This window comes from Algibacter amylolyticus, from assembly GCF_014202225.1.
GTDB classification, from domain to species: Bacteria; Bacteroidota; Bacteroidia; order Flavobacteriales; family Flavobacteriaceae; genus Algibacter_B; species Algibacter_B amylolyticus.
Window position 1 is genome coordinate 102,753 of record NZ_JACHGE010000002.1, and the last position, 18,065, is coordinate 120,817.

Annotated in this window: 18 protein-coding genes; 12 read left to right on the top strand and 6 right to left on the bottom strand. The window is 33.3% G+C overall.

What is annotated here, in order from left to right; translation table 11 throughout:
* Positions 1 to 96: 96 nt before the first annotated feature.
* The 4 genes from HNQ90_RS05480 to HNQ90_RS05495 form a co-directional block, all read right to left on the bottom strand.
* A complete protein-coding gene (locus tag HNQ90_RS05480; protein WP_144116878.1) occupies positions 97 to 918 on the bottom strand; it encodes a hypothetical protein in 822 nt (273 codons plus the stop codon).
* 86 nt (positions 919 to 1,004) lie between these two features.
* Positions 1,005 to 1,370, bottom strand: coding sequence for a fluoride efflux transporter CrcB (gene crcB / locus HNQ90_RS05485; RefSeq protein WP_144116879.1), 366 nt, complete (start codon positions 1,368 to 1,370; stop codon positions 1,005 to 1,007).
* A gap of 3 nt (positions 1,371 to 1,373) precedes the next feature.
* Positions 1,374 to 2,423, bottom strand: a complete 1,050-nt coding sequence (locus HNQ90_RS05490) for an SRPBCC family protein (RefSeq protein ID WP_241678377.1) — start codon at positions 2,421 to 2,423, stop codon at positions 1,374 to 1,376.
* Between the two features lie 578 nt (positions 2,424 to 3,001).
* Complete coding sequence (locus HNQ90_RS05495) at positions 3,002 to 4,327, bottom strand: DUF5723 family protein (RefSeq protein WP_144116880.1); 1,326 nt, start codon at positions 4,325 to 4,327, stop codon at positions 3,002 to 3,004.
* A 733-nt stretch (positions 4,328 to 5,060) separates the two neighbouring features.
* On the opposite strand from HNQ90_RS05495, the gene HNQ90_RS05500 reads away from it, so the two are divergent.
* Both HNQ90_RS05500 and HNQ90_RS05505 read left to right on the top strand, forming a co-directional pair.
* Complete coding sequence (locus tag HNQ90_RS05500) at positions 5,061 to 5,447, top strand: pyrophosphohydrolase domain-containing protein (RefSeq protein WP_144116882.1); 387 nt, start codon at positions 5,061 to 5,063, stop codon at positions 5,445 to 5,447.
* Between the two features lie 58 nt (positions 5,448 to 5,505).
* Complete coding sequence (locus HNQ90_RS05505) at positions 5,506 to 8,520, top strand: ThuA domain-containing protein (RefSeq protein WP_144116883.1); 3,015 nt, start codon at positions 5,506 to 5,508, stop codon at positions 8,518 to 8,520.
* 95 nt (positions 8,521 to 8,615) lie between these two features.
* On the opposite strand, the gene HNQ90_RS05510 is transcribed toward HNQ90_RS05505, so the two are convergent.
* On the bottom strand, positions 8,616 to 9,680 hold the full coding sequence (locus HNQ90_RS05510; protein WP_172625889.1) for a branched-chain amino acid aminotransferase: 1,065 nt from the start codon (positions 9,678 to 9,680) through the stop codon (positions 8,616 to 8,618).
* A gap of 94 nt (positions 9,681 to 9,774) precedes the next feature.
* Here HNQ90_RS05510 and HNQ90_RS05515 point away from each other — a divergent pair, with 94 nt between their 5' ends.
* The 7 genes from HNQ90_RS05515 (at position 9,775) to HNQ90_RS05545 (ending at position 15,126) form a co-directional block, all read left to right on the top strand.
* Positions 9,775 to 10,278, top strand: coding sequence for a DUF4920 domain-containing protein (locus tag HNQ90_RS05515; protein WP_144116884.1), 504 nt, complete (start codon positions 9,775 to 9,777; stop codon positions 10,276 to 10,278).
* Between the two features lie 226 nt (positions 10,279 to 10,504).
* Positions 10,505 to 11,197: a tRNA (5-methylaminomethyl-2-thiouridine)(34)-methyltransferase MnmC2 gene (mnmC2, locus tag HNQ90_RS05520; protein WP_144116885.1), complete on the top strand. Its 693-nt coding sequence runs from the start codon at positions 10,505 to 10,507 to the stop codon at positions 11,195 to 11,197.
* Between the two features lie 293 nt (positions 11,198 to 11,490).
* On the top strand, positions 11,491 to 12,393 hold the full coding sequence (locus HNQ90_RS05525; RefSeq protein ID WP_144116886.1) for a TIGR01777 family oxidoreductase: 903 nt from the start codon (positions 11,491 to 11,493) through the stop codon (positions 12,391 to 12,393).
* 184 nt (positions 12,394 to 12,577) lie between these two features.
* Positions 12,578 to 13,510 carry a peptidylprolyl isomerase gene (locus HNQ90_RS05530; RefSeq protein ID WP_144116887.1) on the top strand — a complete coding sequence of 311 codons (933 nt, stop codon included), beginning with the start codon at positions 12,578 to 12,580 and terminating at the stop codon, positions 13,508 to 13,510.
* A 128-nt stretch (positions 13,511 to 13,638) separates the two neighbouring features.
* Positions 13,639 to 14,064 carry a hypothetical protein gene (locus HNQ90_RS05535; RefSeq protein WP_144116888.1) on the top strand — a complete coding sequence of 142 codons (426 nt, stop codon included), beginning with the start codon at positions 13,639 to 13,641 and terminating at the stop codon, positions 14,062 to 14,064.
* A 21-nt stretch (positions 14,065 to 14,085) separates the two neighbouring features.
* Positions 14,086 to 14,631 (top strand): YfiT family bacillithiol transferase, encoded by a 546-nt coding sequence (locus tag HNQ90_RS05540; RefSeq protein ID WP_144116889.1) that lies wholly within the window; start codon positions 14,086 to 14,088, stop codon positions 14,629 to 14,631.
* Positions 14,632 to 15,126, top strand: coding sequence for a GNAT family N-acetyltransferase (locus HNQ90_RS05545; RefSeq protein WP_144116890.1), 495 nt, complete (start codon positions 14,632 to 14,634; stop codon positions 15,124 to 15,126).
* A gap of 30 nt (positions 15,127 to 15,156) precedes the next feature.
* On the opposite strand, the gene HNQ90_RS05550 is transcribed toward HNQ90_RS05545, so the two are convergent.
* Positions 15,157 to 15,714 (bottom strand): thioredoxin family protein, encoded by a 558-nt coding sequence (locus HNQ90_RS05550; protein ID WP_144116891.1) that lies wholly within the window; start codon positions 15,712 to 15,714, stop codon positions 15,157 to 15,159.
* 45 nt (positions 15,715 to 15,759) lie between these two features.
* On the opposite strand from HNQ90_RS05550, the gene HNQ90_RS05555 reads away from it, so the two are divergent.
* Genes HNQ90_RS05555 through HNQ90_RS05565 form a run of 3 tightly spaced genes read left to right on the top strand, consistent with a single transcriptional unit; the run spans position 15,760 to position 18,032 of the window.
* Positions 15,760 to 16,095 (top strand): tRNA-binding protein, encoded by a 336-nt coding sequence (locus tag HNQ90_RS05555; protein WP_144116892.1) that lies wholly within the window; start codon positions 15,760 to 15,762, stop codon positions 16,093 to 16,095.
* Positions 16,096 to 16,098: 3 nt separating this feature from the next.
* On the top strand, positions 16,099 to 17,004 hold the full coding sequence (locus tag HNQ90_RS05560) for a bile acid:sodium symporter family protein (protein WP_144116893.1): 906 nt from the start codon (positions 16,099 to 16,101) through the stop codon (positions 17,002 to 17,004).
* A 5-nt stretch (positions 17,005 to 17,009) separates the two neighbouring features.
* Positions 17,010 to 18,032, top strand: coding sequence for a lysophospholipid acyltransferase family protein (locus tag HNQ90_RS05565; RefSeq protein ID WP_172625903.1), 1,023 nt, complete (start codon positions 17,010 to 17,012; stop codon positions 18,030 to 18,032).
* The last annotated feature ends 33 nt before the right edge of the window (positions 18,033 to 18,065 follow it).

The following is an 18,065-nucleotide window of genomic DNA, read 5'->3' on the forward strand; positions in this document are numbered from 1 at the left end:
TAGTAAATAATTCCCGAGCAAAGAAAGTCCGTGAGGACTTTCGTAAATGTGCTCTAACCAAGCAATTAATTTTGTACGTTGTTGTAGTTTGTATTTTTATAATTTGAAATCATTTTTCTTTAATTCTTTTTCTAACTCAAATGATATTTCAAAAACAGGTTTTTCTTTAGATTCTTGTCTTAAGATTTTATAAACATCCTTAATTGATGTAATTAGAGTGATATAATCGTTATAAGTCATTTTATCTTTAAATCGAATAAATAGAATATCATAATTTGAAATTATATCAAATATTTTTTGTGAATCGTTAATTCTAACTTTAATGTTATTAATTTTAATTCTATTTTTATTAATAAATCTAATATTTGCATATTTGATTTTTTTAATCAATTCTTTAGCCTTATCCAAATTAAGGCTGTATAGTTCTTCATTGATTTGAAGTTCTATAGGGTTTTTAATTGTCACTATTTCAAAAAAGTCTGATTCGCTGTTACTTTCGGGCTCTTTTTCTTTAATTTCAAAATATTTTAAAGAACTATGATTTCTCCAATTAATTCCTTTTGTTACATCCTCAATATGATTTGTTCTATAATATAAATGAAGTCTCGCACTACTCATTTGAGTCTTTATAGAATCAATAATCTCAAAATCTGTAGATTTATCTGCTAAAAGATGAACTTGAATAAATCTTTGATTTTGAATTGGAAATTCATTTTTAGTTTCAAATAGTGTCATTCCTAAATCTGAAATTCTAGTCTTCTCTTTTTCTAAATAGACATCTCCATTTTTATAGACATATATGTTTGAAATAGGAGTTAAAGATTTAAAGTTTAGTTCATAATCTGAAATCGGTAAATTTAAATTTGATTGTGAATAAGAAATCTGAAATATCAATAAAATCAGTAGAAGTTTTTTCATAATTATTTTTTTCTTAAATATAAACTACAATGTTTTATATCCGACGTTAAACGAAGTTATTCGAAATTTTTTACAAAGTCAAGTGTTTATTTAACCAAATACATCCCTGCAAATACCGCCAAAAAGCCAATAACAAAACTAGCAATAGTATACACAGCAAAACTTGTAAAATCTCCAGATTTTAAAAACACATGGTTTTCGTAAGCAAAGGAAGAAAAGGTTGTAAAGCCACCGCAAAAGCCTGTGGCTAGCAATAGCGTATGGCTTTGAGATAGGGCATTGTTTTTTGCCGCTAATCCTAAAAAAATACCAATTAATAAGCTTCCTAAAATATTGGCAGCAAAAGTGCCATAAGGAATTCCTGTTTCGGGGTTGTTTAGGTATTTTCCAATAATGTAACGTAAACTACTACCAAAACCACCACCTAAAAAAACCAATAAAATGTTTTTCATATGTTATTTTATTGGGATATAAATTTCTGTAATCCAATCGGCCGGATTAGGAAATTCACCAGGATCGTTGGCGTAAATTTCAAAAGGTTTTAAATCTGACTGTTCAAGGTTTTTAGCAGCCAAATACTCCATTGCAGATGTCCAAGCTTCTGGTAAGTTGGTGTAGTTGCCTTTTAATGTTGTTTTTAAAACTGTTGTTTTAGGTATGTAGCCACATAATACCTCGCTAGTGTCGTTTACAATAACACGGTCTCTTACAGGTATAGCGTTACTCATTATTACACTACCGTTTTCGGTATTCATTTCATTATAAATGGTAAACGGCATGCCATTGGCAACAATATGGTTTTGAGACATAAACTTCATAATTTCGCCAAATTGTTTACCTATTACTCGACTTATGTTTGTTTTGTTTGCCGATGTGGTTTTATACAAGTAAAAGCCGCCACCATACTCGGTTATATCATCAATATTAATGGTGTAAACCTTCATGCTTTCTTGTACAATGCTATCTAGTTTTTCTAAACTACGCTCGTAATGCGGTGCAATTTGTTTTTCCATACCGCCCGTAAAAGTTGCGAAGGCTTTAAACCCAAAAGGTAAATCTTTGCCGGTTATAGTCCAAGTTACATCGGTAGATCCATTTTCATTCGATTTAAATAACCACGAAATATCCGATGCAGGAAAATCTGCAAATTGCATTTCTTGTTGTATCGATTGGTTTGGTAAGGTTTCTGTAGTTTTCATGGTTCCAATACCATCTTTGTCTTCCCAAGAGTAAGCGCCATTAACACCTTTAGTGTTTTCGGCAAGTGTAATGGTCATTTCTGGATCTGCTTCTGCCCAAGACGACCAAGCTTCCCAATTTTTAAAATCTATAACGTTATTATAAATTACTGCTGCAGGAGCATTAATAGTTCTTGTTCGTGAAACCTCAAAATTATTAGGCTGCACAGCAATATAAATGGCTAAACCAATTATAGCAATTAGTAGTAAAAATAAAATGTATTTAGCAGCCTTCATATTAATTATTTGAGAGATTTTAATAATCAAATATAATGATTTTTACTACTTAAAAGAATTTTAAGAAAAATCACTAAATAAAGCCGATGGATAGATTGCCGATTTAAGGTTTTACTTCGTTTAATAATTGATGTAACTATGGCTAAAATAAATAGATGAAGCCAAAAAAAACACCTTGTTTAAATTAGTGTTTACGGTATTTATTAACACTAAAAAAATAGAATTATATTTAAAAATAAGTAAAGAATAAAGTTTTAAAAAGATATTTATAACGTTTACGAATGTATGCTTAAAATACATCGCAAAAACATAAAAAAGTCATCGATAAAAAAGGGTAATTAAGGCTCCGTTTTTTTATTTACACTAAAAACTAATAGGATGACGTTAAAAACAATTAGAGCACTAATAATTAATATAATATTCATTTTAGTATGGTTTAGTAATTACTAGATGCTAATAACTTTAAAAGGTTGCGTGTAAAAAATACATTTTTTTTATAATCGGTTTTATTGCTGTCATATTATAGGTTATTGCAACTCTAACTAAGTTTAATTTCGAAATAACAAATCCCCATTAAAGGGGATTTTAAATATTTATAATGTTTTAGTTTATTGGTATATAGGAATTTTTAAACCTAAATAAACATCTGTGGTTTTTGTAGTGTCGGAAAGTAGATTAGATAGTATTGATCCAGAACCAACCATTAATGGTCCTAATCTTATGCCACCACCCCAAGCAAAATCTCCATATTGCCTAAAGCTTACTGGTGAATAGATGCTAAACCACTTGGTTTCTAAACGAGGCGCTATGGTTACAGAATTAATAATGTTATTACCACTTGCGGTGTTTTTCTTTACTAACGATAAATTAGTTTGTAAGCTTACAAAAAGTTTATTCTTTATGTTATAATCTGCTAAAAAGTGAAACGCCGTAGGTAGGTTTATTTTTTGAGCAATAGTTTCTTCGGTGCTTGTGTAATTATCATCTAAAAAATCTTCAGTATCCTCATCGTAATCTGATGCATCTGCTGTAGCATTTAAATCATAAGTGGTTACAACACTTTCTTTGTAATTTATAGACCCTATATCGGTTATTGAAGCTCCAATTTTCAATTTATATTTATTATGCTTTTTTGTTAAAGAATCTAAATCGGTTCTTGGTCTAAACTCATAAGTAAAACCTATATCGGCTCCAAAACCAGATGTTAAATTGTTAAATTCAATATCGTCATTATCAAAGTCTTGACTTATACCATATTGTAGAGATCCTGTTGTAGTAAGGGTTTCGTTAGTAGCGTTGTAATTACCCGTAAAGCTAGGACTGTTTATAAATACGCCTCCTGCACCTTGCAGGTATTTTAAAGTTACACCACCTTTTAGGAAGTTTTGTTCTTTATCCATAAGTACGCGACCATATACTAAGCCTACTTCGGCCCAAGCATGTATGGTTCCTGTTAGGTTTTGGGAGTCAAAAATAAAATCTTCATCGGTATCAAAATTATCGGCTAAGTTTTCATAAAGTTCTCCGCTAATATTATTAATATTAAAAAAGGCACGAACTCTGCTTACCATACCAATACTGCTTTTTGGAGTAAGGTTAAACATAAACGAAGGGCCTAATATATCGGCATTTAAAAAGAAATTGTTAGCATTAGATGGAAACTTTTCAGCATCAGCTTCAAAATCGAAACCGCCATCAGATTTTATTACATCGCCTACATTTATTCCGAAGTAGTCACTTCCGCCAAAAACACTTGCAGAAAACAAGTTTACATCGGTTTTAACTCTAGAGTCTACTACATTGGATGGGTTTGAAATTAATCCGTGTACACCTGAATAATTGTCTACGGAATGCCCAACATAACTTTGGGCTTTAACTAGGTTTGGAATAGTTAAAATTAATAATACTAAAAGATTTAAATTTAGTTTTTTCATTTTTAATTGGTTTGGTTAATTATAGCTTTCAAACATACAATAAATATTAAAATAGAAAACCGCTACATGAGGGATTTTGTTTAAGAATATTTTAATGTACTGAATAATAGTGTGTTTGTGTTTTTTAATAGAGCGTGGCAATAATAAAATCGTTTTGAATTTCACTTTAGTTATTTCGGTAAGCTAAAAGAATTTAAGGTAAATAGAGTGAATTTAATATTAAGTTTATGTTTCGAAAAAATTGAAAATGTTTAGAAAGTAAAAGTTGTTTCATAATTAAGATTATTAAGTTTAGCATACACAAAAAAATAGGAGGCGAAACCACCTATGCTAAAAAATAATCTAAGGGAGATTTTTAATTTAAAACAAAATGTTTTTCAACTAATAATATAATCGATGAATAGTATTTAAACAGGTAGAAAAGGTCTATTTAAAGAAAAACTTTATAGCCGAAATCATTAATATAAAACCAATGAAGGCAACTAAAATCCAAATACTACCGCTATAAAAACGCTTATGTAGTTTAAAGTCCTTTCGGTAAGTGTAGGCAATAACAATAGCGAACACTATGAAGAAAATAATTCCGAAAATGATTTGACCTTTACTAAACATATAGTTACTTTTATGCAAATTTATAGAATATTCGTGAGATTCCCTCCTTATAACTATTTGTATTTGTGGGAATGAATAAACAAATATTTCCACGTATTGTAAAAGACAAAAAAAAGTATTTATGAAAAATAAAATCGAGGATGTAAAAGCATTTCATACCGCTTTTAAAATAGGGCACAGAGAAACTCCAAAGGCCGATTTAGGGACAGACAAAAACACCTTACGTTTCAACTTAATGAAAGAAGAAAATGAGGAGTACTTTGAAGCCGCAAATAACAACGATTTAGTTGAGGTAGCAGATGCTTTAGGCGATATGCTTTACATTTTATGTGGTACTATAATAGAACACGGCATGCAATATAAAATTGAAGAAGTTTTTGAGGAAATACAGCGCAGTAACATGAGTAAATTAGGAGAAAATGGCGAGCCTATTTATCGAGAAGACGGCAAAGTCTTAAAGGGGCCTAATTATTTTAAACCAAATATAAAATCTATTTTAGATAAGTAAATTTATAACTTAATTATAAATACATATGAACTCGTTAATGATTATAAATATATTTTAAATGAAAAAAATTGTTGTTGTTTTAATTATTGTATTCGGTTTTATTATCAGCAGTTGCAGTAATAAAAGAGATGGTGTAGCAAAAGTGTTAGTGTTTTCAAAAACTTCGGGTTACAAACACAAATCAATTCCAGCAGGAATAGCGGCTATTAAAAAACTTGGCTCAGAGGTTGGTTTTGATGTAGATACTACAAAAAACGCCAATTTATTTACCGACGATAATCTAAAAAACTATAGTACCGTAATATTTTTAAGTACTACAGGAAATGTTTTAGACAATAAACAAGAAGCAGCTTTCGAGCGATACATTCAAGCAGGTGGAGGTTACGTTGGTATTCATGCAGCAACCGATACGGAATACGATTGGGGTTGGTATACAAAATTAGCGGGTGCTCAATTTTTAAGTCATCCACGAGGCACTCCAGAAGCCGATTTTATTGTAAAAGATAAAAATTTTATAGCAAACAAGCATTTAAAAGATACTATATGGCATAGAACCGATGAATTGTATAACTACAAAAACATGAATCCAGATGTTAATGTGTTATTAACGCTGGATGAGTCGTCTTATAAAGGTGGAGAAAATGGCGATTTTCATCCTATTGCTTGGTATCATGAGTATGATGGAGGACGCGCATTTTACACTGGTGGAGGGCATACTGCTGAAAGTTTTGAAGAACCAGATTTCTTAAAGCATATTTTAGGAGGTATTCAATATGCAATCGGAAAAAATGAAAACTTAGATTATAGCAAATCTACGACTCAAATTCCTCCAGATGCCGATCGTTTTTCGAAAGTAACATTAAAAGAAGGTGATTTTTTTGAACCTACAGAAATGACGGTTCTGCCAAATAGCGATGTACTTGTTGCAGAACGTAGAGGTAAAATTAAATTATATAAGGAAGCCACAAAAGAATTAATAGATGTAGCTAATTTAGATGTGTACGATAGAACATTACACACACCTAAAGTAAACGCAGAAGAAGGTGTTTTGGGTTTGCAGAAAGACCCTAATTACGCTACCAATAATTGGATTTACGTGTATTATAGCCCAACAGGTGATGCATGGGTAAACCGCTTATCTCGATTTAAGTTTAAGGATGATGTATTTGATATGGCATCAGAGCAAGTTATTTTAGACGTCAATTCAGATAGAGAAATTTGTTGCCATACAGGAGGTTCTATTGCATTTGATGCTAATGGATTACTATATCTTTCAACCGGAGATAATACAACACCTTTTAACGAGAAAAATGTAGAATACGTAAGTAGTGGCTATGCGCCATTAAACGATATACCAGGGCATGAGCAATATGATGCCAGACGTTCATCAGGAAACACAAACGATTTAAGAGGTAAGATTTTAAGAATTAAAGTGAATGAAGATGGTAGCTACAGCATTCCAGAAGGCAATTTGTTTGCTGAAGGCACTGAAAAAACAAAGCCAGAAATTTATACCATGGGACACCGTAATCCATACCGTATTTCCATAGATCCTAAAAAAGGCTATTTATATTGGGGCGAAGTAGGTCCAGACTCTAGAAAAGACGATTTTAAAAATCGTGGACCAAAAGGTTACGATGAGTTTGGGCAAGCACAAAAAGCAGGTAATTTTGGATGGCCGCTGTTTATAGCCAATAATATCCCGTATGTAGATTATGATTATGAAACAGGAGAAAGTGGTGTTACCTTTAATCCTAGTAAACCCGTAAACGATTCAAGAAACAATACAGGACTTAAAATATTACCAGAAGCAATGCCTGCTTTTGTGTATTATCCATATGCTAAGTCTGGAGATTTTCCGCAATTAGGTACTGGAGGCCGAAATGCTATGGCTGGACCAACCTATTATTCAGATTTGTTTCCTAACGGTGGCGGATTACCAAAATACTACGATGGTAAGGTTATTGTATACGATTGGGTACGTGGTTGGATGATGGCTATAACCAATTTTGAAGATGGTAGTTTTAATAAAATGGAACCTTTTGCTCCAAATGTAGAAATTAATTCTGCTATGGACATGGAACTTGGTCCAGATGGAAGACTATATATTTTAGAGTATGGTAGTGGATGGTACAGCCATAACTTAAACTCGTCTTTAGGCTATATTTCCTTTAATGCGGGTAATAGACCGCCAGTAATTGAAACTGTAACAGTAAATAAAAATTCTGGAACCGTACCTTTAACCGTTACAGCTAAAGCCAAAGCTATAGATCGCGATGGCGATAGTATGACTTATTTGTGGGATTTAGGTAATGGGGAAACCAAAGAAACCACAGAGGCTGAAATAACTTATACTTACAACAATATTGGTGAGTACAACGTTGCTTTAGATGTTAAGGATGATAAAGGCGGCATAACGCATACCAATTTATCTTCAATAGTTGCAGGAAATTCAACACCAGTAGTTAATGTCGATTTGTTGGATGGAAACACATCAACCTTTACTTCGGGGAAACCTATAAAGTATAAAGTAACAGTAACCGATCCCGATGGCAATACAGATGTTAATCCTGATAATATTTTTGTGTCGGTTGATTATTTAGAAGGCTTGGACGAAGCTAATGTAGCACTTGGACATCAACAAGTTTCTGCCGAAATTACAGGTAAAGCCTTAACTCAAGCTATGGATTGCAAAGCCTGCCACAAAGAAAAAGAAGCATCAATAGGGCCAAGTTACTTAGCCGTAGCACAAAAATATAAACACCAGAAAAAAATTATTCCGTATTTGCAAAATAAAATTGTGAATGGTGGCGGTGGCGTTTGGGGCGAAGTTATGATGCCTATACATCCAAGTATTTCTAGCGATGAAACAAGACAAATAGCAACTTATATTATGTCGTTGGTAAAAAATAGTGGTGATAAAAAATCATTACCTCAAGAAGGAAGTATAACACCAAGCACTTCAAAAGACGATAATGTATTGGTGCTTAAAGCAAGTTATACAGATAATGGTTTAAACGGAGTAAGACCATTAATTGGAGCGGCATCGGTAAGACTTAACAGAGAGAAGTAAGCTAGCTTTTAAAATCTATTATTCAGAATTAAAAAATTAAAAAAGCCTCTAAAATATTATTTTTAGAGGCTTTTTCTTTGAGTTATTGTTTTAGATTAAACTTGATAACGCCATCCAAAAATATCTTCGGCTTTATTAGTTTGTATATCTGTAATACGTTTTTTCAAGAAACTAGCGTAAGTTTCATCAAGCTTTGGTAATTCGTAATCTGCATCCTTATAACCAAATCCGGCTATTGGCGAAATTACAGCAGCAGTACCAGCTCCAAACATTTCTTTTAACGATCCGTTTTTGGCAGCTTCAACCACTTCGCTAACCGTTATTTTTCTAACTTCAACGTTTATACCTTCCTTTTTAGCAAGTTCAATAATACTTTTACGCGTAATACCATCAAGAATTCTATCGCTTGTAGGTCCTGTAATTAAAGTATCGTTAATACGAATAAAAATATTCATTGCACCAGCCTCTTCAATATACTCGTGTGTATTATCGTCGGTCCAAATTACCTGTTGGTAACCTTTATCAATAGCCAATTGCGTTGGGTAAAACTGACCAGCATAGTTACCACCAGCCTTAGCAAAACCAACTCCACCATTAGCAGAGCGCGAGTATTTTTCTTCAATTAAAACACGAACTTCACCAGCAAAATAAGCCCCAGAAGGCGCAGTACAAATAATAAATTTATACTCATCGGCAGGCGATGCATGAAAACCATTACCAGAAGCAAATACAAATGGTCTTATGTATAACGAGCTTCCATCTTTTTTAGGAATCCATTCTTGGTCAACCTCCAAAAGTGCCTTTAAACCATCCATAAAATAGTTTTCAGGTAATTCAGGAATTGCCAAACGTTTAGCCGAAATATTCAAACGCTTAAAATTATCTAATGGTCTAAATAACCAGACATTTTCATCCACATCTTTATAAGCCTTCATGCCTTCAAAAATAGACTGCCCATAATGAAAAATTTTAGCCGATGGATCCAACACAATAGGTTGGTAAGGCAGCACTTTTGGCGCTTGCCATTTTCCGTCTTTAAAATTGCATTCTAACATATGGTCAGAAAAAACACTTCCAAACTTTAAGTTGTCAAAATCTACCTCGTTAATTTTCGAAGTTTTCGTCTTTATAATCTCGATGTCGTTGATTATAGAATTCATATTCCAAGTTATTTGTTAATACAAATTTAAAGAAAAACGTTTTTAAAAAAGCGGTATATTTACACAAATCCAATAAAATCGAAATATTTGTTCTATGAAGTCAATTTCTTTAGTAATAATATGCGTTTTAATGTTAATTTCTTGCAATAATAAAACTAAGGAAGAGGTTAAAAACACAGCAAAACAAGAAAAAGTAGAATATGCATCATTCGGAGAAGTCATAATTCCTAACGATGCTATTGCGGCAACTTCTATGGCTGCACATTATAAAACCATGAAAAGTGGCGATAGTATTAACTCTAAAATTATAGCAACGGTTAACGATGTTTGTCAAGCCAAAGGCTGTTGGATGCGTTTAAATTTAGACGACCAAAACGAGGTCATGGTAAAATTTAAAGACTACGGTTTTTTTGTACCCAAAGACATTAAGGGTAAGCAAGTTATAATAAACGGAAAGGCATTTGTAACCGAGGTTTCTGTCGATGAGCAAAGGCATTACGCCGAAGACGCTGGAAAATCACCTCAAGATATAGCTGCAATAACCACTCCGAAACGTACATATTCTTTCGAGGCGGATGGCGTTTTAGTGGCGAAATAATCTAATAATATTTTGGGCGTTACCACAAGGGTCGCGCTTTTCATTACAAGTCCTCGCGCCTCCTACGTCGGGCTGTGGGCTTTTCATTCCAATCCCTAACGCAACCTTTTGCTAAAACCTATGCTCAACCTGTCAGTTCTATTTATTTGCTATCATTGGGTCATGCAAACATCAAAATAGAAGCGAGTATTAAAAAATATAATTATAATATCAATACTATAACCCCATGAAACGCGAAATAATAATAACAGGCGATGGCTCGACCACCATACAAATTCCAGAATGGAACGAGCAATACCATTCCATACATGGCGCTATACAAGAGGCTAATCATGTATTTATAAAACATGGGTTACAGCATTACAATACATTATATTGCAGTAAAGAAGCAGATTCAGAATCTAAAAATATAGGCATTCTAGAAATTGGATTTGGTACTGGTCTTAATGCTTTTATTACCCTAATAGAAGCGCAAAAACTAGGCTTACATATAAATTATACGGGTGTGGAAGCTTACCCAGTTTCTCCTCAGGAAATCGATGCACTTAATTATACCAATTCATTACAAACCGAAAACAGCGATATACTTTTCAATAAGCTTCATAGCACCACTTGGGAAGAAGCTCATAAAATACACGATGACTTTACATTAACTAAGCGGCAGCAATTTTTTTCGAAAATAAAGGATGTTGAGGAATATAATATCATTTATTTTGATGCCTTTGGAGCACGTGTTCAACCCCAGTTATGGACAGAAGATATTTTCGAAATCATGTTTAAAGCCTTAAAGCCAAAAGGTGTTTTGGTAACGTATTCGGCTAAGGGTAGCGTTCGTAGAGCTATGCAAGCTGTAGGGTTTAAGGTAGAAAGACTACCCGGACCTCCAGGAAAACGCGAAATGTTAAGAGCTAGTAAGTAGTCTTCAGTAAACAATACTCAGTGGGCTGGCGATAATAAAGTGTTTTTGGGGTTTTATTCTTTATTCTACTTTTCTTTTGTGGCTCAGTGCTGTAACGAGATGTTTTTATAGCTTTTAGTCTTCCGTCTTCCGTCTTCCGTCTTCCGTCTTCCGTCTTCCGTCTTCCGTCTTCCGTCTTCCGTCTTCCGTCTTCAATCTTCCAACTCCCATCTTCGTCCCTTAAATGTGTTAAACCTTATATAAAACATTAGTACATTGATTATGCATTTTGTAACTTTAATAAAAAAAGAAAAATGCGTGTTTTAATAACAGGAGCTACAGGTTTAGTTGGTGGTGAAATAGTTAAACTTTGCCACGAAAAGGAGATAAAAGTCAACTATTTAACAACTAGTAAATCTAAAATTGTCCAAAAAGAAAATTATAAAGGGTTCTATTGGAATCCTAAAACAAAAGAGATCGACTCAAGTTGCTTTGATGGTGTCGATGCTATAATAAACTTAGCAGGAGCAACGATTTCTAAACGGTGGACGTCCAGCTACAAAAAAGTAATTCTTTCTAGTAGAACAGAGACTATAACTTTATTAATAAGTACATTAAAATCTATAAAACATACTGTTAAACATGTGGTTTCGGCGAGTGCTATTGGTATTTATCCCGATTCGCTAACAAAGTATTACGATCAATCTTCGAGCGAAATTAGCACATCCTTTTTAGGGCAAGTCGTGTCGGTTTGGGAACAAGCTATCGATGGCTTTGAAGCGCTAAATATTCCCGTTTCTAAAATCAGGATTGGCCTTGTGTTATCAAACAAAGGTGGTGCGCTTAAGGAAATGGTTAAACCTATAAAATTAGGCGTAGGTTCTGCATTTGGTTCGGGTAAGCAATGGCAGTCATGGATTCATATTCAAGATTTAGCAAACCTGTTTTTATATGTTTTAGAACATAAGTTATCTGGTGTTTATAATGGTGTTGCTCCAAACCCGGTTTCTAATACCGAGTTAACAAAAACGGCTGCCAATGTTTTATCTAGACCTTTATTTATGCCTAACATTCCAAAAGGTATAATGAAGTTGGTTTTAGGAGAAATGCACATTTTATTGTTTGAAAGTCAGCGGGTAAGTTCTAAAAATATAGTAAATAGGGGATTTTCTTTTAAGTACAATTATTTAGAACCAGCTTTACAAGATTTACTTTAAGCTTCAGTAGTAATTATTCTTTTAATTCATTTTAAAAACATACAACGCAAGAGTAAAGAAGTTTGTTTTTGGTACGCTATGCTTTCCGCGAAAGCGATATGTTAAGCATTTCTAAAACTTATATTCCTTTGGTAAGAACTTTTAACTAACTTTCCTATCTTTGCACATCTTAAAATTTAGAACAATGCAAGACGGATTATACGCAAAATTTAATACTACAAAAGGAGAAATTCTTGTAAACTTAGAGTATACAAAAACACCAGGAACAGTTGGTCATTTTGTTGCTTTAGCAGAAGGAAACTTAGAAAACTCGGTTAAACCTCAAGGAACACCATATTATGATGGTTTAAAGTTTCATAGAGTTATTCCAGATTTTATGATTCAAGGTGGATGTCCACAAGGGTCTGGAGCAGGAAATCCAGGTTATAAGTTTGACGATGAGTTTCATCCAGATTTAAAACACGACGGACCAGGAGTATTGTCTATGGCTAATGCAGGACCAGGAACTAACGGAAGTCAGTTTTTTATAACGCACGTTGAAACTGCTTGGTTAGATGGTAAACACACAGTTTTTGGTAAAGTTGTTACGGGACAAGATGTTGTTGATGCTATTGCTCAAGGCGATAAAATTGATAGTTTAGAAATTGTAAGAGTAGGAGCAGATGCCGAAGCTTTTAATCCTGTTGAAGCTTTTAGAACTTTTGAAGGCTCTAGAGAAAAAAGAGAAGCAGCCGTTAAAGCCGCTGCCGAAGCAGAATTAAACAAGTTAGCTGCTGGTTTTGATAAAACTGAAAGTGGTTTACGTTACCAAATTCTTCAAAAAGGAGATGGTGTAAAGGCAGAAAAAGGACAAACGGTTTCTGTGCATTATAAAGGTCAATTATCTGACGGAACTGTTTTTGATTCGTCTTACAAACGTAACTCTCCAATAGATTTTCCATTAGGAGTTGGTCAAGTAATTCCGGGATGGGATGAAGGTATTGGATTATTAAAAGTTGGCGATAAAGCACGTTTTGTGATTCCTAGCCATTTAGCTTACGGAAGTGCAGGAGCTGGAGGCGTTATTCCACCAGATGCTACTTTAATTTTTGATGTTGAGTTAATGGGCGTAAGCTAAAATATAACTTAAGTATTATACAGGTTATCGAAAAAGCATCTTATATAAGATGCTTTTTCTTTATTTTAGTTAATAATGAAACTTTGTGTCATTAAAAAAACTTATTTTACTGCTAAATTATAAGTAACATGATGGTAAGTATAAAGGAAACCGAATTTTATTCTGAAGTGCTTAAAGAATTTAATTATTCTTTTGCAGACGTCTTTGTATTTAAAAATTGTGTGGTTTCGGAGGTAAAGGAAGATGTGGATTTTGGTTGGGATGAACATGCTGAAATAATAGTTAAAGATGTATTTTCTGCTACGGGCAGTAGAGGCGACGATTTAGTGTTTATATCTAATAGAATAAATTCGTACTCGGTTCAAGCTATGGATTGGTTAAAGTTTTTTAAACAAAGCTATAATTTAAAAGCCTATTGTGTGGTGTCTCAAAACAGATCTGGAATTTTAAATACCATGATTGAGAAACTATTTTTCCCTAAAAAAATTAAGCATTTTAATTCCATTCACGACGCTCTAAACTTTGTTGAAAAGAGACTTGCCGAAGTTTCTTAGCAATTAATTATATTTGTTTCTATGACAGAACAAGAATTGCAAAAGCTTAAATATCCTATAGGGCAGTTTGATTGCCCAACAAACATTTCAAAACAACATATTGAGAGTTGGATTTCTATTTTAGAACATTTTCCTAACCGTTTAGAAAATCTTGTAAAACAGTTATCGGAGCAACAACTAGATACCCAATACAGACCAGAAGGTTGGACTATTAGGCAAGTTGTTCATCATTTATCAGACAGTCATCACCATAGTTACACGCGTTTTAAATGGGCATTAACAGAAGATAAACCTGTTATTAAAGCTTATTTTGAAGAGCGTTGGGCAGAACTTATCGATTCTAAATTGGCTCCAATAGATATGTCCTTACAGCATTTAAGAGCTATACATTTTAAGTTGGTGTATTTATTAAAAACATTTTCTGAAACCGATTTAAATACATGTTTTATTCATCCTGAAACTAATAAGGAAGTTTTATTAAGTTATAATATTGGTGCTTATGCGTGGCATAGTAACCATCATTACGCACATATTGAAAATGTAATGAAACGAAAAGGTTGGTTATAAATGGTTAGAGCTTTTCATATAAATGATGCGCCACAATTACTAGATATTTATAACTATTATGTGTTAAATACCACGGCAACATTCGATCTTGAAGCCTTGTCTTTAGATGCATTCACAGATAAATTAGAAACTATAAGTGCTGAATATCCTATAATAGTTTTTGAGGAAGATAAGACCATTATAGGTTATGCTTATGGTAGTAAGTTTAGGCCTAAACCCGCATACCATTATGTTGTAGAGTCTACGGTTTACGTAAAACATAATGCTCATGGTAAAAAAGTAGGTACAACACTTTATGCTGAATTATTGAAGCTTTTAAAAGAAGCCAAGTTCCATACCGTTCTTGGTGTTTTAACTATTCCTAATGCCGCTAGTATAAAACTACATGAGAAGTTTGGTTTTAAAAAGGTTGCGCATTTAGAAGAAGTAGGTTTTAAATTTGGCGAATGGCAACATATAGGTATTTGGCAATTAAAGTTTGAGAAATCTTACTAAAAGTTTCATTTTTTGGATACGAAATTTGCTTTATCTTTTCCATTTAATACTACAACCAATACTCGGTTTTTGTAATTGGGTGTTTTCATTATTCTCTGCTAAACAATCTAAAGCATGGCGTAAATGGTTACCCGTAACTTTAATGTTATTTCCTGGTCTAGAATCGTCCAACTGACCTCTATAAGTTAATTTTAATTGAGCATTAAACACATAGAAATCTGGCGTGCAAGCAGCATCATAAGCTTTTGCAATTTGTTGAGTTTCATCGTATAAATAAGGAAATGGATAATTTTCTTTTTTAGCGTGAATCGTCATTTTATCTGGAGCGTCTTGCGGGTAGTTAACAGCATCATTACTAGAAATGGCTATAAACTCTATGCCTTTTTCCGCGTAAGCGTTTGCTGTAGCAACAATTTCAGAATTTACATGAATAACAAAAGGGCAATGGTTGCATATAAACATAATAACAGTTCCGGTTTCGCCTTTTAACTCACTTAAGTTTAAAACAGAACCAGAAACGGTATCGAAAAGAGAAAAATCTGGAGCTTCGGTATGTAAAGGAAGCATATTTGAAGGTGTATCGGACATATTAAAGATTTGTTCAAAGTTCGTTAAAATTTGTATTTTTAAAAAATGGAAAACACAATTACTTTTGATGACTTTACTAAAGTCGATATGCGCGTAGGAACCATTATTGAAGTTAACGATTTTCCGGAGGCCAGACAACCAGCATATCAACTTAGCATTGATTTTGGAGATTTAGGCGTTAAAAAATCTTCGGCCCAAATAACAACACTTTATAAAAAGTCCGATTTGCTGAATAAACAAATTATAGCAGTGGTTAATTTTCCTAAAAAACAAATTGCAAAATTTATGAGTGAATGTTTGGTAGTTGGCGCTGTTAAAGATAAAGATGTAGTACTTTTAAATCCTGCAGTTAAGGTTAAAAACGGTACTCCTGTAAATTAAAATATGCAAGAATTAGATAAGGTTCAAATTAATTTTGACAGTAACGGGCTATGGGTGCTTAATATCGCCCTTGCAGTGGTTATGTTTGGTGTGGCATTAGGTATTACTGTAACTGATTTTAAAATTCTGTTAAAACAACCTAAGTTATTGTTTGTAGGTATCTTGTCTCAGTTTATTTTACTACCTATGGCTACTTTTTTGTTGGTAAAAATCTTAGAGCCGCAGCCAAGTATTGCCTTAGGTATGTTTATGGTAGCCGCGTGTCCTGGTGGTAATATTTCCAATTTTATAACGCAATTAGCCAAGGGTAATGTGGCGTTATCCATTAGTCTTTCGGCGTTTGCAACGCTTTTGGCGGTGGTTATGACGCCTTTTAATTTTCATTTTTATAGTAAGTTATACCAACCTACAGCACAAGTATTAAACACGGTAGAACTTAACTCGTGGGAGTTGGTGAAACTGGTGCTTTTAATTTTAGGATTGCCTTTAGTTCTGGGTATGTGGTTTAGAATGAAACAAGTGGCCTTGGCTATAAAATTATCAAAATTACTTAAACCTTTATCCATAGTCGTGTTTGTGGCTATTGTTATTATTGCGTTTTCAAAGAATTTGGATGTTTTTAACACTTATATCCATCATGTGTTATTTATAGGGATTGGACACAATATTTTGGCTTTAGCACTTGGTTTTCTTGTAGCGAGAGCTTTTAAATTATCTTTTCAAAATCAAAAAACCTTGGCTATTGAAACCGGCATACAAAACTCTGGTTTGGGCTTGTTATTAATTTTTACATTTTTTAATGGACTAGGAGGAATGGCTATTTTAGCAGCTTTTTGGGGTATATGGCATATTATTTCTGGTTTGCTGTTAGCGTTCTTTTGGTCAAGATTTAAAACAGTTGAGGTTTGAAATTAATGTGGCTATATTTTATTCGCGCTTATGTAGGCGCAGGACTGTTTTTCTATTTTAAAAGCATAAAGGTTTATGATATTGAAAACGTTGTAAAAAACAAACCTGTTTTATTATTAAGCAATCACCAAAATGCCTTATTAGATGCTTTGATAATTGCCGTTAAAAGCGGAAGGTTTTCGTATTTTTTAACAAGAGCAGGGGTTTTTAATAAACCTTTTGTTGCAAAACTTTTAAAGAGCTTTCAAATGCTACCTGTTTATAGAGTTAGAGATGGCTGGGGGAAATTATCCAATAACGAAGCTATTTTTGAAGCCTGCTCTAAGCTTTTAAATAATGGTGCTAGTGTGGTTATTTTTCCTGAAGGTAATCATAGCTTAAAAAGAATGGTAAGACCCTTAAGTAAAGGTTTTACAAGAATTGTTTTTGAAACTTTAGAAACTTATCCTACAACCAACTTGCAACTTGTACCTGTAGGATTAAATTATGCTGAAGCAACAAGTTTTCCGGATAGTGCATCTATTTATTTTGGTAAACCTATTGCAGCAAAACCATACTATTTAGATGATAGAAACGCGGCCATAGTTAAGTTAAAGGCTAAAATACAAGCTGAAATTGGACAATTAACAACAGATATTCCTAAAGCTAATTACGAGGTTACAATAGAGGTTTTGAAGCGTTTGGAGGTTGATTTTTTAAATCCTAAAGCGGTAAATACTTGTGTAGCATCGAACCTTCAAAATTGTGTTGCTAGAAAGGTAGTTAGTTCTAGCGTTTTGAAACCGCTGTTTTTAGTGTTACTTAAATGTGCTTATGTTTTACCTTTTTTAATATGGCGGTATATGGTAAAACCCAAAATAAAAGACATAGAGTTTATAGCAACATTTAGGTTTGCTATGGTTATTATATTGGCACCCTTATGGCTAATTAGCTTATTTGTAATACTGTTGCTAACCTTAGGTTGGCACGTAGCGGTGGCTTATGTTTTAATTAGTTTATGTATTGCATTACTTGCCGTTAAACTATAAAAAAACCACAACGTTAAGTTGTGGTTTTTTAGT